We start from the raw sequence: 14,577 nt of genomic DNA on the forward strand, positions 1-14,577 counted from the left end.
CGGTTGTCCATCGCGCCACCAAAAGGGGTGAACGGCCGTAACTTTCCCGTGCGAGTTGCGTTCGATCGCGCTACGAGATCATGCGGTCACGTTCTGTCAGGCTGCGGCCGGTTCGCGCCGGGCCGTCCTGCGCCGGGCCGCCACCTCGGGGTCGAGTGCCGGTACGGCGGCCAGAAGCTGCCTGGTGTAGGGGTCCCGGGGGTTGTCGTACACCTCGTCGGCGGGCCCGGACTCCACGACACGGCCCTGGCGCATCACCGCGACCCGGTCGCTGACCCGGCGCACGACGGCGAGGTCGTGGGCGACGAAGACGAGCGCGAGGCCGAGTTCGCGCTGGAGTTCGCCGAGCAGATCCACGACCTGAGCCTGGGTCGTCACGTCGAGGGCCGAGACCGGCTCGTCGCAGACGATGACGCGCGGGTCGGCCGCGAGCGCCCGCGCGATGCCCACGCGCTGGCGCTGACCGCCGCTGAACTCGTGCGGATAGCGGTCGTAGTGCGCCGCTTCGAGCCCCACGCGCTCCAGCAGTTCCGTCACGCGCCCCCTGATCCGCTTCTCGTCGCGCTCGCCCCGCGCGCGCAGCGGGTCGGCGATCGACTCGCCCACACTGCGGCGCGGGTTGAGGGAGGAGACGGGATCCTGGAAGACCATCTGGACGGCCGGATTCACGCCCACGCGCGCGTGGCCCTCGTAGCGGACCTGTCCGGCCGTCGGCTCCAGCAGCCCCACCAGCATCCGGCCGAGCGTGGTCTTGCCGCTGCCGCTCTCGCCGACGATCCCGAGGGTCTCGCCCCGGTGGACGCGCAGGGACACGTCGTCGACGGCCGCGAACGCCTGCTTGCCGCGCCCGAATTCGCGCCGTAGCCCGGTCGCCTCCAGGACGATCTCGTCGGAGGCCTCGGAGGGAGCCCGCGGCGCGTCCACGCGCGGTACTGCGTCCAGCAGGCCGCGTGTGTACGCCTGGGTGGGCGACGTCAGTACGGTGCCGACCGGGCCGTGTTCCACCACGCGCCCGTGCCGCATCACCAGCACCTCGTCGGCGCTCTCGGCCGCCACGCCGACGTCGTGCGTGACGAGCAGCAGCCCCAGGCCCGTCTCTTCGCGCAGGGTGTGCAGCAGGTCGAGGATCTGGGCCTGGACGGTCACGTCGAGGGCGGTGGTCGGCTCGTCGGCGATCAGCAGGTCGGGCTCACAGGCGAGCGCCATGGCGATGAGCGCGCGCTGCCGCATGCCGCCGCTGAACTCGTGGGGGCGCGAGCGCGCCCGTCGTTGTGCGTCCGGAATGCCGACCCGGTCGAGCACCTCTGCGGCACGCGCGCGTGCCGCTCGCCGTGACACGCGCGTGTGCACGCGGTACACCTCGGCGATCTGCTCGCCGATGGCGTAGTACGGGTCGAGGGAGGACAGCGGGTCCTGGAAGACCATCGCGGCCTTGCCTCCGCGCAGCCGCCTCAGTTCGTCGTCGGGCGCCCGCTGTACGTCGGTGCCGGCCACCTCGATGGAACCGCCGACCCGTGCGCCCGTGCCGCGGTGCAGGCCCAACAGGGCCGAGGCGACGGTGGACTTGCCGGAGCCGGACTCGCCGACCAGGGCCAGCGCGGCGCCCCGCGCCAGCTCGAAGGAGAGGCCGTCGACGGCCTTCAGAGCGCCGAACTCCACGGTCAGGTCCGTGACTCGGACGAGACTCACGTCAGTACCACCCGTCGGTCGGCCACCGCGTACAGGACGTCCGCGACGGCGTTGGCGAGGACCACGAAGAAGCCGATGACCAGGACCATGCCGACGACGACCGGCAGGTCGACCACGTTGACGGCGTGGACGAGTTCCTGGCCGACGCCGGGAAGGCCGAAGAGGGTCTCGGTGAGGACGGCTCCGCCGATCGCCGAGCCGACGTTGTTGGCGTTCAGCGCGATCACGGGGGCCAGCGCGCCGCGCAGCGCGTGCCGTCCCACGACGGCGCGTTCGGCGACTCCGTAGGCGCGGAAGGTGCGGATGTGGTCCTCGGCGAGCGTCTCCAGCATCGCGGACCTGGTCAGGCGGGCGAACGCGGCGGCCTCGACCAGGGCGAGCGAGAGCCAGGGCAGCAGCAGGTTCCACGCCCACTGCTCGGGGTCGTCGGTGAGGCTCACGTACTGCGGGAAGGGCAGCAGTTGCAGCTCGCCGCAGACGACGATCATCAGGACCAGGCCGATCACGAAGACCGGGGTGGCCCAGCCCGCCAGGGTGAGGGCGGTCAGCACCCGCTCGGTGAACCGGCCGCGCCGCCACACCGAGAGCACGCCGGTGCCGACGCCGAGCACCAGCCAGAGGACCATCGCGCCGAGCACCAGCGACAGGCTCACCGGGAGCTTGGTCAGGATGATGTCCAGGACCTGCTGGTCGGTCCGGTACGACAGCCCGAGGCAGGGCGCCGGGCAGTGCTCCACCGAGGTGCCCGTGGAGTAGTCCCGGCCGGCGACCAGGCCCTGCAGGAAGTGCCAGTAGCGCACGTACAGCGGGTCGTCGAGGCGCAGTTGCCGCGCCACCTGGTGCACCTGCTCCGGGGAGCAGCGCGGGCCGCAGGTGATCTGGGCGACGTTGCCGGGGGTGGCGTAGAAGACGACGTAGACGATCACCGAGATGGCCAGCAGGGTGACGACGACGCCGACACCACGGCGCAGGAGGAACCCTCCGAAGCCGCTCATACGGCCGCTCCCTTCTCGGCGTCCGGCTGGTCCTCGCGTCCGCGGCCCGTGCCGACGCCCAGTCGGGAGGCCGCGCGCGGGTCCAGGGCGGTGCGGACGCCGTCGCCGAGGACGGTCAGGGCCAGGACGGTCACGAACAGCGCGCCCGCGGGCAGCATCAGGTACTGCGGGGCCGCCTGGTACCAGACGTCGGCGGCGGTGAGCATCTGCCCCCAGGACGGCGTCGGCGGCTTCACCCCGACGCCCAGGAAGGACAGGGCGGCCTCGATGCTGATGTTGACCGGGACGAGGATCGCGGCGTACGTGATGAGCGGCGCGGCGAGGCCGGGCAGCAGCTCCCGCCGGGCGATCCGCAGGCTGCCCCAGCCGCTGAGCCGGGCGGCGGAGACGTAGTCGAGCCCTTTCAGGGTGAGGGTCTGGGCGCGCACGATCTTCGCGATGGTGCCCCAGGCGATGAACCCGATGACCAGGGTGACCAGTACGGGCCGCGGGAAGCCCGACGGGACGATCGCGAGCAGCGCCAACGACATGATCATCAAGGGCATGGCGACGAAGATGTCCGTGATCCGGCTCAACAGTTGATCAATCCATCCACCGCCGAGCGCGGCGGCGACGCCCATCACGAGCCCCAGGAGGACCTGGATGACGGTCGCCGCCAGCGCGACGCCGAGTGAGACCCGGGCGCCGTACACCAGACGCGCGAACAGGTCGCGCCCGGTCTGCGGCTCGACGCCCAGCCAGTGCTCTCCGCTCACGCCGCCGAAGGAGCCGATCGGGACGCCTCCGCGCGCGGAGTCGACGAGCGACGGGTGGTACGTCGTCGGGTCCTGGCCCTCTATCGCCGCGAACAGCGGTGCGGCGACGGCGATCAGGACCAGCAGCGCAACGACGGCCGCCGCGACGAGGGCGGCACGCTGCGCTCGCAGCCGCCGCCAGAACTGACGGGCCCCCGAGGCCCCCGAAGCGGACGCCCCGGGGACCTCGACGGCGACAAGTGCCTCGCTCACGGCGCTACTTCACCGCGACCTGCGAGATGTCCAGCACACCGGTCCAGTCGCTGATCACGACGTTCCTGATGTCCTTGCCTACCAGCCGCTTGTAGACGGGGTGGAACAGCGGGACGGTCAGGGCCTGCTCACCGATCTTCTTGTCCAGTGCACCCCACCGCTTGGCGGCCGCGTCAAGATCGGTCAACTTGTTGATCGCGTCAATCTCGGCATTGACCGACTTGTCATTGAGCAGGCCCGTGTTGAAGTTCGCTCCATCCTTGACGATCTGCCGGCCGTCGAAGATCGGGGCGAGGAAGGGGCCGCCGGAGGGCCAGTCGGCACCCCAGTGGGCGAGGAAGAACCCGGGCTCGGTCTTCATGCTGTGGATCTTGTCCCGGTAGTCGTTGTCCTCAAGCCCCTGCAGCTTGACGGTGATGCCGGCCTTCTTGAGCGCGTCCTGGACGGCGGTCGCGATCTCCGGGCTGGTCTCGAAGTCCTTGCTGTTGGAGTGGGTGAGCGTCACGGTGAGGCCGTTCTTGTAACCCGCCTGAGCCAGCAGCTCCTTGGCCTTGGCCGCGTCGCCCGTCCGGCCCGCCGGGAACAGGTCGTAGGGCGTGTAGCCGAACGACTTCTGGTTCGGCAGGAAGGTGGTGGCGGCCTCGGCGAGGGCGCTGCCGCCGGCCGCGTTGATCACCGACGAGCGGTCGATGGCGTACGAGATCGCCTGTCGCACCTTGGCGTTGTCGAACGGCTTGACCGTCGGATTGAACGCTATGTAGTTCGTGTAGCCGAAGTGGCCGGTGCCGACGCGGGCGGCGAGTTCCTTGTCGCCGGTCACCTTGGCGAGTTCGGCCGGACCGAGATTGGTGTCCGTGGTGACGGCGGTCGCGTCCGCCCCCTGGGACGCGGACAGCCGCTGGTTGATCACGGAGGAGTCCAGTCCGGACCGTACGTCGACCTTGTCGAGGTAGGCCTTGCGTTCGGCGTCGGTCGCCGCGGACCAGTAGGTGTTGCGCTCGAGCACCAGGTGCTCGCCGTCGTTCTCGTTCCGGACGACCTTGTAGGGGCCGGACGAGACCGGGTGCTCCTCGTACTTCGTGCCCGTGTCCTTGGCCTTCGGTACGGGGGTGAACTGCGTCTGCGTGGCCAGGTACGGGAACTCGCCCTCGGGCTTGTTCAGATGGAAGACGATGGTCCGGCTGTCCGGCGTCTCGATCGCCGACAGGCCCTTCTTGTCCTTGTACGGCCCCTGGTAGTCGGCGGCACCGACCAGCCAGTCACGCAAGTAGGGCGCGCCGCCGGACAGTTCGGGCGCGAAGGAGCGCTCGATGCCGTACTTGATGTCGGCGGAGGTGATCGCCGTCCCGTCCTCGTACTTCAGGCCCTTCTTCAGGGTGTACGTCCACACGGTGGCGCCCTTGCTGGGGCGTCCGGTGTCGGTGGCGAGGTCGGGGACGACCTTGGCACCGGCCGCGCCGTCCTCGCGGTTGCGGGTGGTCAGGGTGCGGAAGACCAGGGAGGGGACGTTTCCGCCGCCGGAGGTGTACAGCCGCGCGGGGTCGAAGTCCGTCTGGGGCTCGGAGTTCAGGACCGTGAGGGTGCCGCCCTTGTGCGGCGCGGAGTCGCCGGCGGAGCCCTTGGCATCGTTGTCCTTCGGCCCGCAGGCGGCGGCGCCCGCTGCCAGAACCAGGCCTACGGATGCCGCGGCCGCACGGCGCGCTATGTCGGACGGATGACGCATCGGATGGACGACCTCTCGAATGATGAGACAGAGTGACGAAGGGTGAGACGAAAATGCATGCACGTCTGCCCGGGCGTCGGTCGTCGAGAACCGTGACGCAAGAGGTCAGCTCACGGGAAAGGTGAAGGGTCGCGACGCGAACGCCTGAAGGCGGACGTCAGCGACAGTGGATGTCGGCCACGCAGAGCGGGGTCACGCCGATGAGCGCCAGCTCGAAGGCTGCGCGTGCGGAGGCGTGGGGGGTCGACATGCCCAGAAATATGTATGAACTTTCTGCGCATGTCAACGTGACTTCTGAGGAGCGGGTCAACTCCCGGGGTACGGCCAGGGGTTGGGCAGACAGTGGATCCCGTCGTGGTCGAGGAACTTGGTCTGCTGCTGCATCACGGGTGCCGGCTGGCCGTTCTTGCTGCAGGTGACGTGGCCGTAGCCGAGCCGGTGGCCGACCTCGTGGTTGATCAGCATCTGCCGGTAGGCGTGGATCCGGTCGCCGTACGTCTTCGACCCCTGGGCCCATCTGTACGCGTTGATCATCACGCGCTCGGTGGACGCCGAGTCGCACGAGACGTTGTCCTCGGTGGTGTCGAGGCCGGACTTGGCGCACCACGTGGCCGTGGTTCCGGGGCTGGCCAGCGTGATGACGAAGTCGGGTTTGCCGCTGTCGACGCGCTCGAAGGTCCGGGCGCCGTCGTGGGCCCAGCTGCGGTCGTCGTTGAGCGTCTTCTGGACGGCCTCGGCGAAGAGGGCCCCGTCCAGCCCAAGTCCCCGTTCCACGTCCACGCGGTAGGTGTACTTCCGGCCCTTGCCGGGCGCCCGGTCGGTGCCGGGGACCGCGTCGAACTTCCCCGGGCCTCGGAACGTGGCGCCGAGCGCGTACTTCTGACCCATCGCCTGCTCGTACGTCAGCGTGGCGACGCTCGGCGACGCCGACGGCGTCGACCGCACGTCCCGTGCCTTCTCGGTGGCCGACTGCGTGCCCACGGCGGTGTCGTCGCGTCCGTGCGTGACCTGACCGGCGACCACGACGGCCAGCACGGTGGTGACCGCGGCGGCCGCGATCCCGGTGAACGTCCGCCCCTTGGAGCCGGTGTTCTGCGCGGGGACGCCGGTGGGCGGCGCGTCGTCCTCGTCGGTCTCGGTGTCGGAGGGGACACCGACGCCGGTACGGGGGGCTCGCTCGGCGACGGAGGGGTACGGGTCGGCGGCGTGCGCGGAGACGACGGAGCGGCGCGCGAAGACGTCGTCGTCCTCGGCCTCGTCGAAGGCGTCGAGGTAGTCCTGGCGGGGCCCGAACCGGGGCTCCTGCCGCTGCCGCGGTATGGCTGCACCGGGGCCGGTCGAGGGGCCGCGTCCGGCGGAGGGAGCGCGCCCGTTCCCGCCCTGCGTCCTCAACTCGCCCCACGCGCCGCCGGGTTCACGCTGCTCGGGGTGTCCACCTCGGACCTGGGGCACGCCCCGGGCCGGCGTGCCGTCGGGGAAGCGGGGAACCCCGCGAGCCGGTGTGCCGTCGGCGAACCTTGGCACGCCCCCGGCGGGTGTGCCGTCGGCGGGGCGGGAACCTCCGCGCGCGGGCGCGCCGTCAGCTCGCCGCGCCGGCCCGCGCTCCCGTGCACCCGGCGGCTCCTGAGCGGCCCGGTTCCCTCGGCCGGCACGCTCGCCCTCGGCCTCGCCCTTCGCCGCGGGAGCACTCCCGCGGCGGCTGTGGCGTCCCACGTCGCCCCTCAGCTCCCCGCGCTCTCGGCAGCGGCCTCGTTCTCACCGACGACAGCACCGTAGCCAATGGAAGCCGCTCCCCCGGCGGCCGCACCCCCACCGGGCCCCGCCCCGTCGGCGGAAGCGGACCCGTGATCCGCCTCGCCCGCCCGGGCCCGGCGGCTCCCGGAGGGCACGCCGTCCGGCAACTGCCCGGTCTCTTCGAGGAGTTCGAGGAAGGCCCGGGCCACGGTGTCCGGGTACTCCATCATCGCCACGTGCCCCGCGTCCGGCATGGTCAGCAGGCGGGAGTCACGGAAGGCGCGGGCCGCCCTACTGGCCATGCGGAAGCCGACGAGCTGGTCCCGGCCGCCGTAGATGAGCAGGGTGGGGGCGAGGACGCGCTCGGCCTGGCGCCACAGGCTGTGCTGGCCGCCCAGGGTGTAGGCGTTGACGATGCCGCGCGCGGAGCGCGTCATCGCGTCCCAGAAGTACGGCAGTCGGAGCCGGCGCTCCATCTCCTCGACGGCGTGCCGGAAGCCCTCCGGCGTCACCCGCCCGGGGTCGCCGTAACAGAGCGCCATGACCCCGGTGACGCGCTGCTCCGCGGACCACTCCCGGGTGAGCCGGTAGAACAGCGCGGCCACTCCGGGCAGCGCCAGCAGTCCGGTGGGCACCGCGCTGCGCTGGACGCGGATCTCCGGCAGGGCCGGGGACACCAGGGTCAGGGTCCGCACCAGATCGGGCCGCAGGGCCGCCACGCGCGTCGTCACGGCACCGCCGAGCGAGTTGCCGAAGAGGTGCACGGGGCCGCGACCGGCCGCGTCGAGATGACGGATCACCGCGCGCGCGTGCCCCGTGACCGAGTAGTCGCCGTCGTCCGGCGGCGGTGAGTCGCCGAAGCCCGGCAGGTCCAGGGCCTCGCCGTCGACGACGCCCTCCAGCTCCTGCATGAGCGCCGACCAGTTCTGCGAGGAACCGCCGAGTCCGTGGACGTAGAGCGCGGGCGGCAGCCCCTCGCGCGCGGGCGGTCTCGAACGAATGGTCAGCGTGATTCCGGGCAACCCGACGGACCTGAGCCGCTCGCCCTCGGCGACCCTGACGGGCGTCACCGTCGGGAGCGCGTTGATCGCCGGTACGGACGGCAGCTCGGTCGAGGACATGCGGCAATGTTACGAGACGATCACGTAGTGGTTCATGTGTTCGCCGTCACAGATGACAACAGGTGACGTGCGGATCGCATGGCGTCCGCATCGGGTGTTGCCTAGGCTCGTACAGAGGGCACCCGCTGTAGCCCCTGCTTCTCCCAGGGACATTCGTAGGAAGGGAGCCCACCATGACCGTAGACCCCACCGACCCGGAGACGTTCGCCGACGAAGAGGCCCGCAAGGCATCTGAGTTCGACGTCGAGGCGCCGGAGAACGACGCCGCCGAGCAGCAGGCGGACATCGTGCCGGACCAGGACGACCCGCTGGACGACGTCGACCCGGCCCGCGCGAACGAGGCCGACGTCGTCGAGCAGCGACGCGTCGTCTCCATCGACGAGGACGACTACCGCTGACCCGGGCCACGAGTGCGCCCCCGGGCGCCCCCGAGCAGGAAAGGAGCGCTCTTCTGCCCACTCCGCCCCGGTCCGAAACCACCCGTCCGGCTTTCGTCGCCGTCCGGTCCGTGAAATTCTGCGCTCGCACCGCGCACACAGGGGTTACCCAAAAGTACGATGGCCGCGCGGCGCACACCGCATGTGGACGATTTTGGGAGGCGGCGTGACAGCCATCGAGCAGACAGAGGCGGCGCGCCCGAGGGGCACGCGCCTGCCGCGCCGAGCCCGACGGAACCAGCTGCTGGGCGCCGCCCAGGAAGTCTTCGTGGCCCAGGGCTACCACGCGGCCGCGATGGACGACATCGCCGAGCGCGCCGGCGTCAGCAAGCCGGTGCTCTACCAGCACTTCCCGGGCAAGCTCGACCTCTACCTGGCCCTGCTGGACCAGCACTGCGAGTCGCTGATCCAGGCCGTGCGCAGCGCGCTGGCGTCGACGACCGACAACAAGCAGCGCGTACGGGCGACCATGGACGCCTACTTCGCGTACGTCGAGGACGACGGCGGCGCGTTCCGCCTGGTCTTCGAGTCGGACCTGACGAACGAGCCGGCGGTGCGCGAGCGCGTCGACAAGGTCACGAACGAGTGCGCGGAGGCGATCTGCGAGGTCATCGCCGAGGACACCGGTCTCTCGCGCGCGGAGTCGATGCTGCTGGCCTCCGGCCTCGGCGGGCTCGCCCAGGTCGTGGCCCGCTCCTGGTTGCACAGCGACCGCAGCGTCCCGCGCGACCAGGCGGTGCAGCTGCTGACCTCGCTGGCGTGGCGCGGCATCGCGGGCTTCCCGCTGCACGGCACGGACCAGAATCACTGACCGGCACGCGCGCGTGGGCGTCGTACAGGACACCACGTCACCGAGGGCACGCACGCGCGCGTGAAGGTCGTTTGTTCCCGTCGGCTGTTCGCTCCTGGCGTTCTCGTGCGGAACGTGTACGTCCCCTCACCGGGCTAATGTGTGCTGGGTACGGCGCGGATTGGTCGCGCACTTCACTGACCGTCGGAGGGACATAGCCGTGGAGGTCAAGATCGGCGTGCAGCACGCGCCCCGCGAGATCGTTCTGGAGAGCGGTCAGAGTGCCGAGGAGGTCGAGCGGATCGTGGCCGAGGCACTGGCCGGGAAGTCGCAGCTGCTGACCCTCGTGGACGAGCACGGCCGCAAGGTCCTCGTCCCGGCCGAGCGCCTCGCCTACGTCGAGCTCGGCGAGCCGGCCCCGCGCAAGGTGGGCTTCGGCGCGCTGTAGTCACACGCGACGAAGGGCCCGGCGACGTCGAGTCGCCGGGCCCTTTCGCGTTCGCGTCCCGCGAGGCCGCCGCGAGCGGATGCCCTCCTGCGCCGCGCGCGGATCCCCTCCTCCGCGGCGATCGGATTTTTCCTCCACGGATGGAGCACAGGTCGTGCACAGAGGAGGATTGCATTCCGCAGGTCACGGGTATGACGGGCTACGACCGTGTTACGCGCCGTGCGCGCTGTGTGGCCGTGTGGGAGGGACCCCATGATGTTGATCGAAGCACTCGGCTCCGCTCTGCTCGGTCTCGTGCTGGCGTGGACGGCGAACCGCCGCCTCGCCCACCGGCTGCCGGCCCGTTCCCTGGTCCTGGCGACCGGTGTCGCCGGGGCCCTCTTCGGCGCCTTCCTCACGCACAGCGCCTTCGACCCCGGCAACTCCCTGCTCGTCCTCATCGGCGCGGCGATCGTCTCGGCGGCGTCCCTGTCCCTGCTCCTGCGCCCCGCGGGAAGACTCCGCCGGCGCCAGGCACCGGCATAGATCCTCCCGACCGCGGCAGGGACCGCTCCCCGTAACGGGACGGCTCCCCCCGCGAGGGCTGTGCGCCGGGCGGGCCCCGCGAGGGATGTGCGCTAGGCGGGCCCCCGCGAGAGATGTGCGCTAGGCGGCCAGTCCCAGCGCGGCCATCCGCTTGGTGTGCGCCTCGGTGATCCGGGAGAACATGCGTCCCACCTCGGCCAGATCGAACCCGTCGGCGACCCCGCCCACGAGCATCGTGGACAGCGCGTCCCGGTCGGCGACGACCCGCTGCGACTGCGACAGCGCCTCACCCATCAACCGCCGTGCCCACAGGGCGAGTCGGCCGCCGACCCGCGGATCGGCGTCGATGGCGGCGCGCACCTTCTCCACCGCGAACCCCGCGTGCCCCGTGTCGTCCAGGACGGCCAGGACCAGCTCCCGGGTGTCCGAGTCGAGCCGGGCCGCGACCTCCCGGTAGAAGTCGCTGGCGATCGAGTCGCCGACGTACGCCTTGACCAGCCCCTCCAGCCAGTCCGACGGGGCCGTCTGCTTGTGGAAGCCGTCCAGGGCGGCGACGAACGGCTCCATCGCCTGGGTCGGCTCCTCGCCGATCTCGGTCAGCCGGTTCCGCAGCCGCTCGAAGTGGTGGAACTCGGCCGACGCCATCTTCGCCAGCTCCGCCTTGTCCGCCAGCGTCGGCGCGAGTTTCGCGTCCTCCGCGAGCCGCTCGAACGCCGCGAGTTCGCCGTAGGCGAGCGCGCCGAGCAGGTCCACGAGGGCGGCCCGGTACTGGGGGTCCGCGGATGCCGTGGCCCAGTCCTGGGCCGCGACTCCGGTCTGCTCGGCGGGTGCGTCAGAGGTGTTGTCAGGCGTCGTCATGAAGCGCACAATAGTCCGCTCGCCGGGCTGCGGAAGGCCCTGGTCAATCAGTGTGATGACGGCTACGTGACCAAATCGGCCATCGCATGTGCGCGATTCCGGGGTACAGTGGTAATGCGCCTGCCGAGGTCTCGACAGGCCGCACGTATGAGGATGCCCGGTCGGTGGCCCGATCGGCTCCGACCCGACAGACCTCCAAACCGTACGGCACATCGCGTACGGCCCTCGGAGGGACACCCTCAGCGGTACGAGCGCTAGAGCGTCGGCAGTGGTCCCGTGCCCTACGGCAAGCCCGTAAGGCAGCCGACGTCCCCGGCACGGTCCGTCAAAGACCCCCGCGCTCGCCTCGCACCGCGCACACAGAAGAGGCAGCACCCTGACTACGACGTTCAGAGATCTCGGAATCCTTCCCGAGACCGCCGAGGCCCTCGAGGCCGTCGGCATCATCAACCCCTTCCCCATCCAGGAGATGACCCTCCCCGTCGCCCTCTCCGGCACGGACGTCATCGGCCAGGCCAAGACCGGCACCGGCAAGACGCTGGGCTTCGGCCTCCCGCTCCTCGAGCGCGTCACCGTCCCCGCGGACGTGGAGGCGGGCCGCGCGAAGCCCGAGGACCTCACCGACACCCCGCAGGCCCTCGTCGTCGTCCCCACGCGCGAGCTGTGCACGCAGGTCACCAACGACCTGCTGACCGCGGGCAAGGTGCGCAACGTGCGCGTCCTCGCCATCTACGGCGGCCGGGCCTACGAGCCCCAGGTCGAGGCGCTGAAGCAGGGCGTCGACGTCGTCGTCGGCACCCCGGGCCGGCTCCTGGACCTCGCGGGCCAGAAGAAGCTCAACCTCAGCCACATCAAGGCGCTCGTCCTCGACGAGGCCGACGAGATGCTCGACCTGGGCTTCCTGCCCGACGTCGAGAAGATCATCAACCTGCTGCCGGCCCGCCGCCAGACCATGCTGTTCTCGGCGACCATGCCGGGCGCGGTCATCGGTCTCGCGCGCCGCTACATGTCGCAGCCCACGCACATCCGCGCCACCGCGCCGGACGACGAGGGCAAGACGGTCGCGAACACCGCGCAGTTCGTCTACCGCGCGCACAACATGGACAAGCCCGAGATGGTCGCGCGGATACTGCAGGCCGACGGCCGCGGGCTGGCCATGGTCTTCTGCCGTACGAAGCGCACCGCGGCCGACCTCGCCGACCAGCTCAAGCAGCGCGGTTTCGCCGCCGGAGCGGTCCACGGCGACCTCGGCCAGGGCGCCCGTGAGCAGGCGCTGCGCGCCTTCCGCAACGGCAAGGTGGACGTCCTCGTCTGCACCGACGTCGCCGCACGCGGCATCGACGTCGAGGGCGTGACGCACGTCATCAACTACCAGTCGCCGGAAGAGGAGAAGACCTACCTGCACCGCATCGGCCGCACCGGCCGCGCGGGCAAGAAGGGCATCGCGATCACGCTGGTCGACTGGGACGACATCCCGCGCTGGCAGCTGATCAACAAGGCGCTGGAGCTGAACTTCAACGACCCGCCGGAGACGTACTCCACCTCCCCGCACCTCTACGAGGAGCTGAGCATCCCCGCGGGCACCAAGGGTGTCCTGCCGCGTGCCGAGCGCACGCGCGCGGGCCTCGACGCGGAGGAGCTCGAGGACCTGGGCGAGACCGGCGGGCGCGGTGCCCGCGGTCGCGGTGGCCGAAGTGGCGACCGCGGCGGCGATCGCGGAGGCCGGGGCGAGTCCCGCTCCGCCGACCGCGAGCGTCCGGAGCGTACGCCGCGACGGCGCCGTCGTACGCGCGGCGGTGCGCTGGCGGACGGCGCGGCCACGTCGGAGACGACGGCCGCGACGGAGATCACCGCGCCCGAGGAGGCCACGGGCACCCGTACCCCGCGCCGGCGTCGCCGCACCCGCGGCGGGGCGTCCCAGGAGCCGCTGACGGCCACGGCGACGGCTCCCGAGACCACGGAGGCCGCCGAGTCCGCCGTGGACGCCGCCGAGGGCCCCGCCCTGGACAGCGCCACCGAGACCGCGGCGAAGCCGCGCCGCCGCCGCACCCGCAAGTCCGCGGAGCCGACGGTGGTTTCGGCCGAGACGGCCGTCGTCGAGACCCCGGCGGTCACCGAGGCCCCGACGGTCGCGGAGCCCGAGGTGTCGGAGGCCAAGCCGCGTCGTCGTACGCGCAGGGCGACGGCAGCCGCGGAGACCGCGCTGGACACGGCCGAAGGGGCGTCGGCGACCGAGTCGGCCCCGGAGGCGGCGGAGACCACTCCGCGCCGCCGTACCCGCAAGGCCACGGCGACCACGGAGCCGGTCACCGAGACGGCGGAGGCCGCGGAGACCAAGCCGCGCACCCGTACGCGCAAGGCGGCGGCCACCTCGGCCGAGGCCGTGGTCGACACGGCGGAGGCCGTCGAGGCCAAGCCCCGCACCCGCACGCGCAAGGCTGCGGCTGCGGTTGAGGCCCCGGTCGACACGGCGGAGGCCGCTGAGGCCAAGCCGCGCACGCGCACCCGCAAGGCTGCGGTGGCCGCCGTCGACACGGCGGAGGCCGTGGAGGCCGAGCCGCGTACCCGTACGCGCAAGAAGGCCGCCGCTGCCGAGGTCTCGGCCGAGATCCCGGCGCAGGCCGCCGACGAGCCGGACGCCAAGCCGCGCACCCGCACTCGCAAGGCCGCGGTGGCGGCCGTCGAGACGGCGGAAGGCGCCGAGGCCAAGCCGCGCACGCGCACCCGCAAGGCTGCGGTGGCCGCCGTCGACACTGCGGAGGGCGTGGAGACCAAGCCGCGCGCCCGCAAGAAGGCCGTGGCGGCCGAGGCTTCCGCCGAGACCGCCGAGGCCGCGCCCCGTCGTCGTACGCGCAAGGCCGCCGAGTCGGTCGAGGCCGTCACGGCGCCCGAGGCCACCGAGGCCAAGCCGCGCACGCGCACCCGCAAGGCGGCGGCCGCCGCGGAGACCGCCGTCGACACGGCGGAGGCCGTCGAGGCCAAGCCGCGCCGGACCCGCAAGAAGGCCGTCGCGGCCGAGATCCCGGCCCAGGCCTCCGAGGAACCGGAGCCCAAGCCCCGGACCCGCACGCGGAAGGCCGCGGCGTCCGCCGAGGCTCCCGCCGACGCGGCCGAGGCCAAGCCCAGGACGCGCCGCACCCGCAAGGTGGCGGCCACCGCGGAGCCCACGGAGAGCTGACCGCTCACCCACCCGACGGCCCGGACCACATCACGTGGTCCGGGCCGTCGGCGTCTCCGCCGCGCGCGGCAG

13 protein-coding genes are annotated in these 14,577 nt (G+C 71.8%); 5 read left to right on the plus strand and 8 right to left on the minus strand.

Translation table 11 applies throughout. The features are described from left to right. Positions 1–96: 96 nt before the first annotated feature. The 7 genes from ACIGDI_RS10770 to ACIGDI_RS10800 form a co-directional block, all read right to left on the minus strand. Positions 97–1,689, minus strand: a complete 1,593-nt coding sequence (locus tag ACIGDI_RS10770; protein ID WP_399893678.1) for a dipeptide ABC transporter ATP-binding protein — start codon at positions 1,687–1,689, stop codon at positions 97–99. Further along, a complete protein-coding gene (locus tag ACIGDI_RS10775) occupies positions 1,686–2,684 on the minus strand; it encodes an ABC transporter permease (protein WP_399893681.1) in 999 nt (332 codons plus the stop codon). Before ACIGDI_RS10775 ends, ACIGDI_RS10770 begins: the two co-directional genes overlap by 4 nt. Then, complete coding sequence (locus ACIGDI_RS10780) at positions 2,681–3,691, minus strand: ABC transporter permease (RefSeq protein WP_399893684.1); 1,011 nt, start codon at positions 3,689–3,691, stop codon at positions 2,681–2,683. The genes ACIGDI_RS10775 and ACIGDI_RS10780 overlap by 4 nt, the downstream gene beginning before the upstream one ends. 4 nt (positions 3,692–3,695) lie before the next feature. Further along, the gene (locus ACIGDI_RS10785; RefSeq protein WP_399893687.1) at positions 3,696–5,414 is read right to left on the minus strand and encodes an ABC transporter substrate-binding protein; all 1,719 of its coding nucleotides are present in this window, start codon (positions 5,412–5,414) and stop codon (positions 3,696–3,698) included. Positions 5,415–5,571: 157 nt separating this feature from the next. Then, entirely contained in the window at positions 5,572–5,664 is a 93-nt protein-coding gene (locus ACIGDI_RS10790; RefSeq protein WP_334314308.1) for an Ms4533A family Cys-rich leader peptide, read from the minus strand. A gap of 56 nt (positions 5,665–5,720) precedes the next feature. Next, a complete protein-coding gene (locus ACIGDI_RS10795) occupies positions 5,721–7,127 on the minus strand; it encodes a DUF3152 domain-containing protein (RefSeq protein WP_399893691.1) in 1,407 nt (468 codons plus the stop codon). A gap of 8 nt (positions 7,128–7,135) precedes the next feature. Beyond that, positions 7,136–8,269 (minus strand): alpha/beta fold hydrolase, encoded by a 1,134-nt coding sequence (locus ACIGDI_RS10800; RefSeq protein WP_399893694.1) that lies wholly within the window; start codon positions 8,267–8,269, stop codon positions 7,136–7,138. A gap of 173 nt (positions 8,270–8,442) precedes the next feature. Here ACIGDI_RS10800 and ACIGDI_RS10805 point away from each other — a divergent pair, with 173 nt between their 5' ends. The 4 genes from ACIGDI_RS10805 (at position 8,443) to ACIGDI_RS10820 (ending at position 10,469) form a co-directional block, all read left to right on the plus strand. Then, on the plus strand, positions 8,443–8,667 hold the full coding sequence (locus ACIGDI_RS10805; RefSeq protein WP_399893697.1) for a hypothetical protein: 225 nt from the start codon (positions 8,443–8,445) through the stop codon (positions 8,665–8,667). A 205-nt stretch (positions 8,668–8,872) separates the two neighbouring features. After that, positions 8,873–9,517: a TetR/AcrR family transcriptional regulator gene (locus tag ACIGDI_RS10810; protein ID WP_200704379.1), complete on the plus strand. Its 645-nt coding sequence runs from the start codon at positions 8,873–8,875 to the stop codon at positions 9,515–9,517. 199 nt (positions 9,518–9,716) lie between these two features. Beyond that, entirely contained in the window at positions 9,717–9,944 is a 228-nt protein-coding gene (locus tag ACIGDI_RS10815) for a DUF3107 domain-containing protein (RefSeq protein ID WP_142142321.1), read from the plus strand. Between the two features lie 255 nt (positions 9,945–10,199). Continuing rightward, entirely contained in the window at positions 10,200–10,469 is a 270-nt protein-coding gene (locus tag ACIGDI_RS10820; RefSeq protein WP_142147309.1) for a hypothetical protein, read from the plus strand. A 120-nt stretch (positions 10,470–10,589) separates the two neighbouring features. Here ACIGDI_RS10820 and ACIGDI_RS10825 read toward each other — a convergent pair whose 3' ends face one another. Next, positions 10,590–11,327, minus strand: a complete 738-nt coding sequence (locus ACIGDI_RS10825; RefSeq protein ID WP_200704380.1) for a ferritin-like fold-containing protein — start codon at positions 11,325–11,327, stop codon at positions 10,590–10,592. 469 nt (positions 11,328–11,796) lie between these two features. Between ACIGDI_RS10825 and ACIGDI_RS10830 the strand changes: the two genes are divergently transcribed. Next, entirely contained in the window at positions 11,797–14,505 is a 2,709-nt protein-coding gene (locus ACIGDI_RS10830) for a DEAD/DEAH box helicase (RefSeq protein WP_399893702.1), read from the plus strand. Positions 14,506–14,577: the final 72 nt, after the last annotated feature.

Source organism: Streptomyces sp. NPDC085900 (assembly GCF_044540925.1).
GTDB lineage: Bacteria > Actinomycetota > Actinomycetes > Streptomycetales > Streptomycetaceae > Streptomyces > Streptomyces gilvifuscus.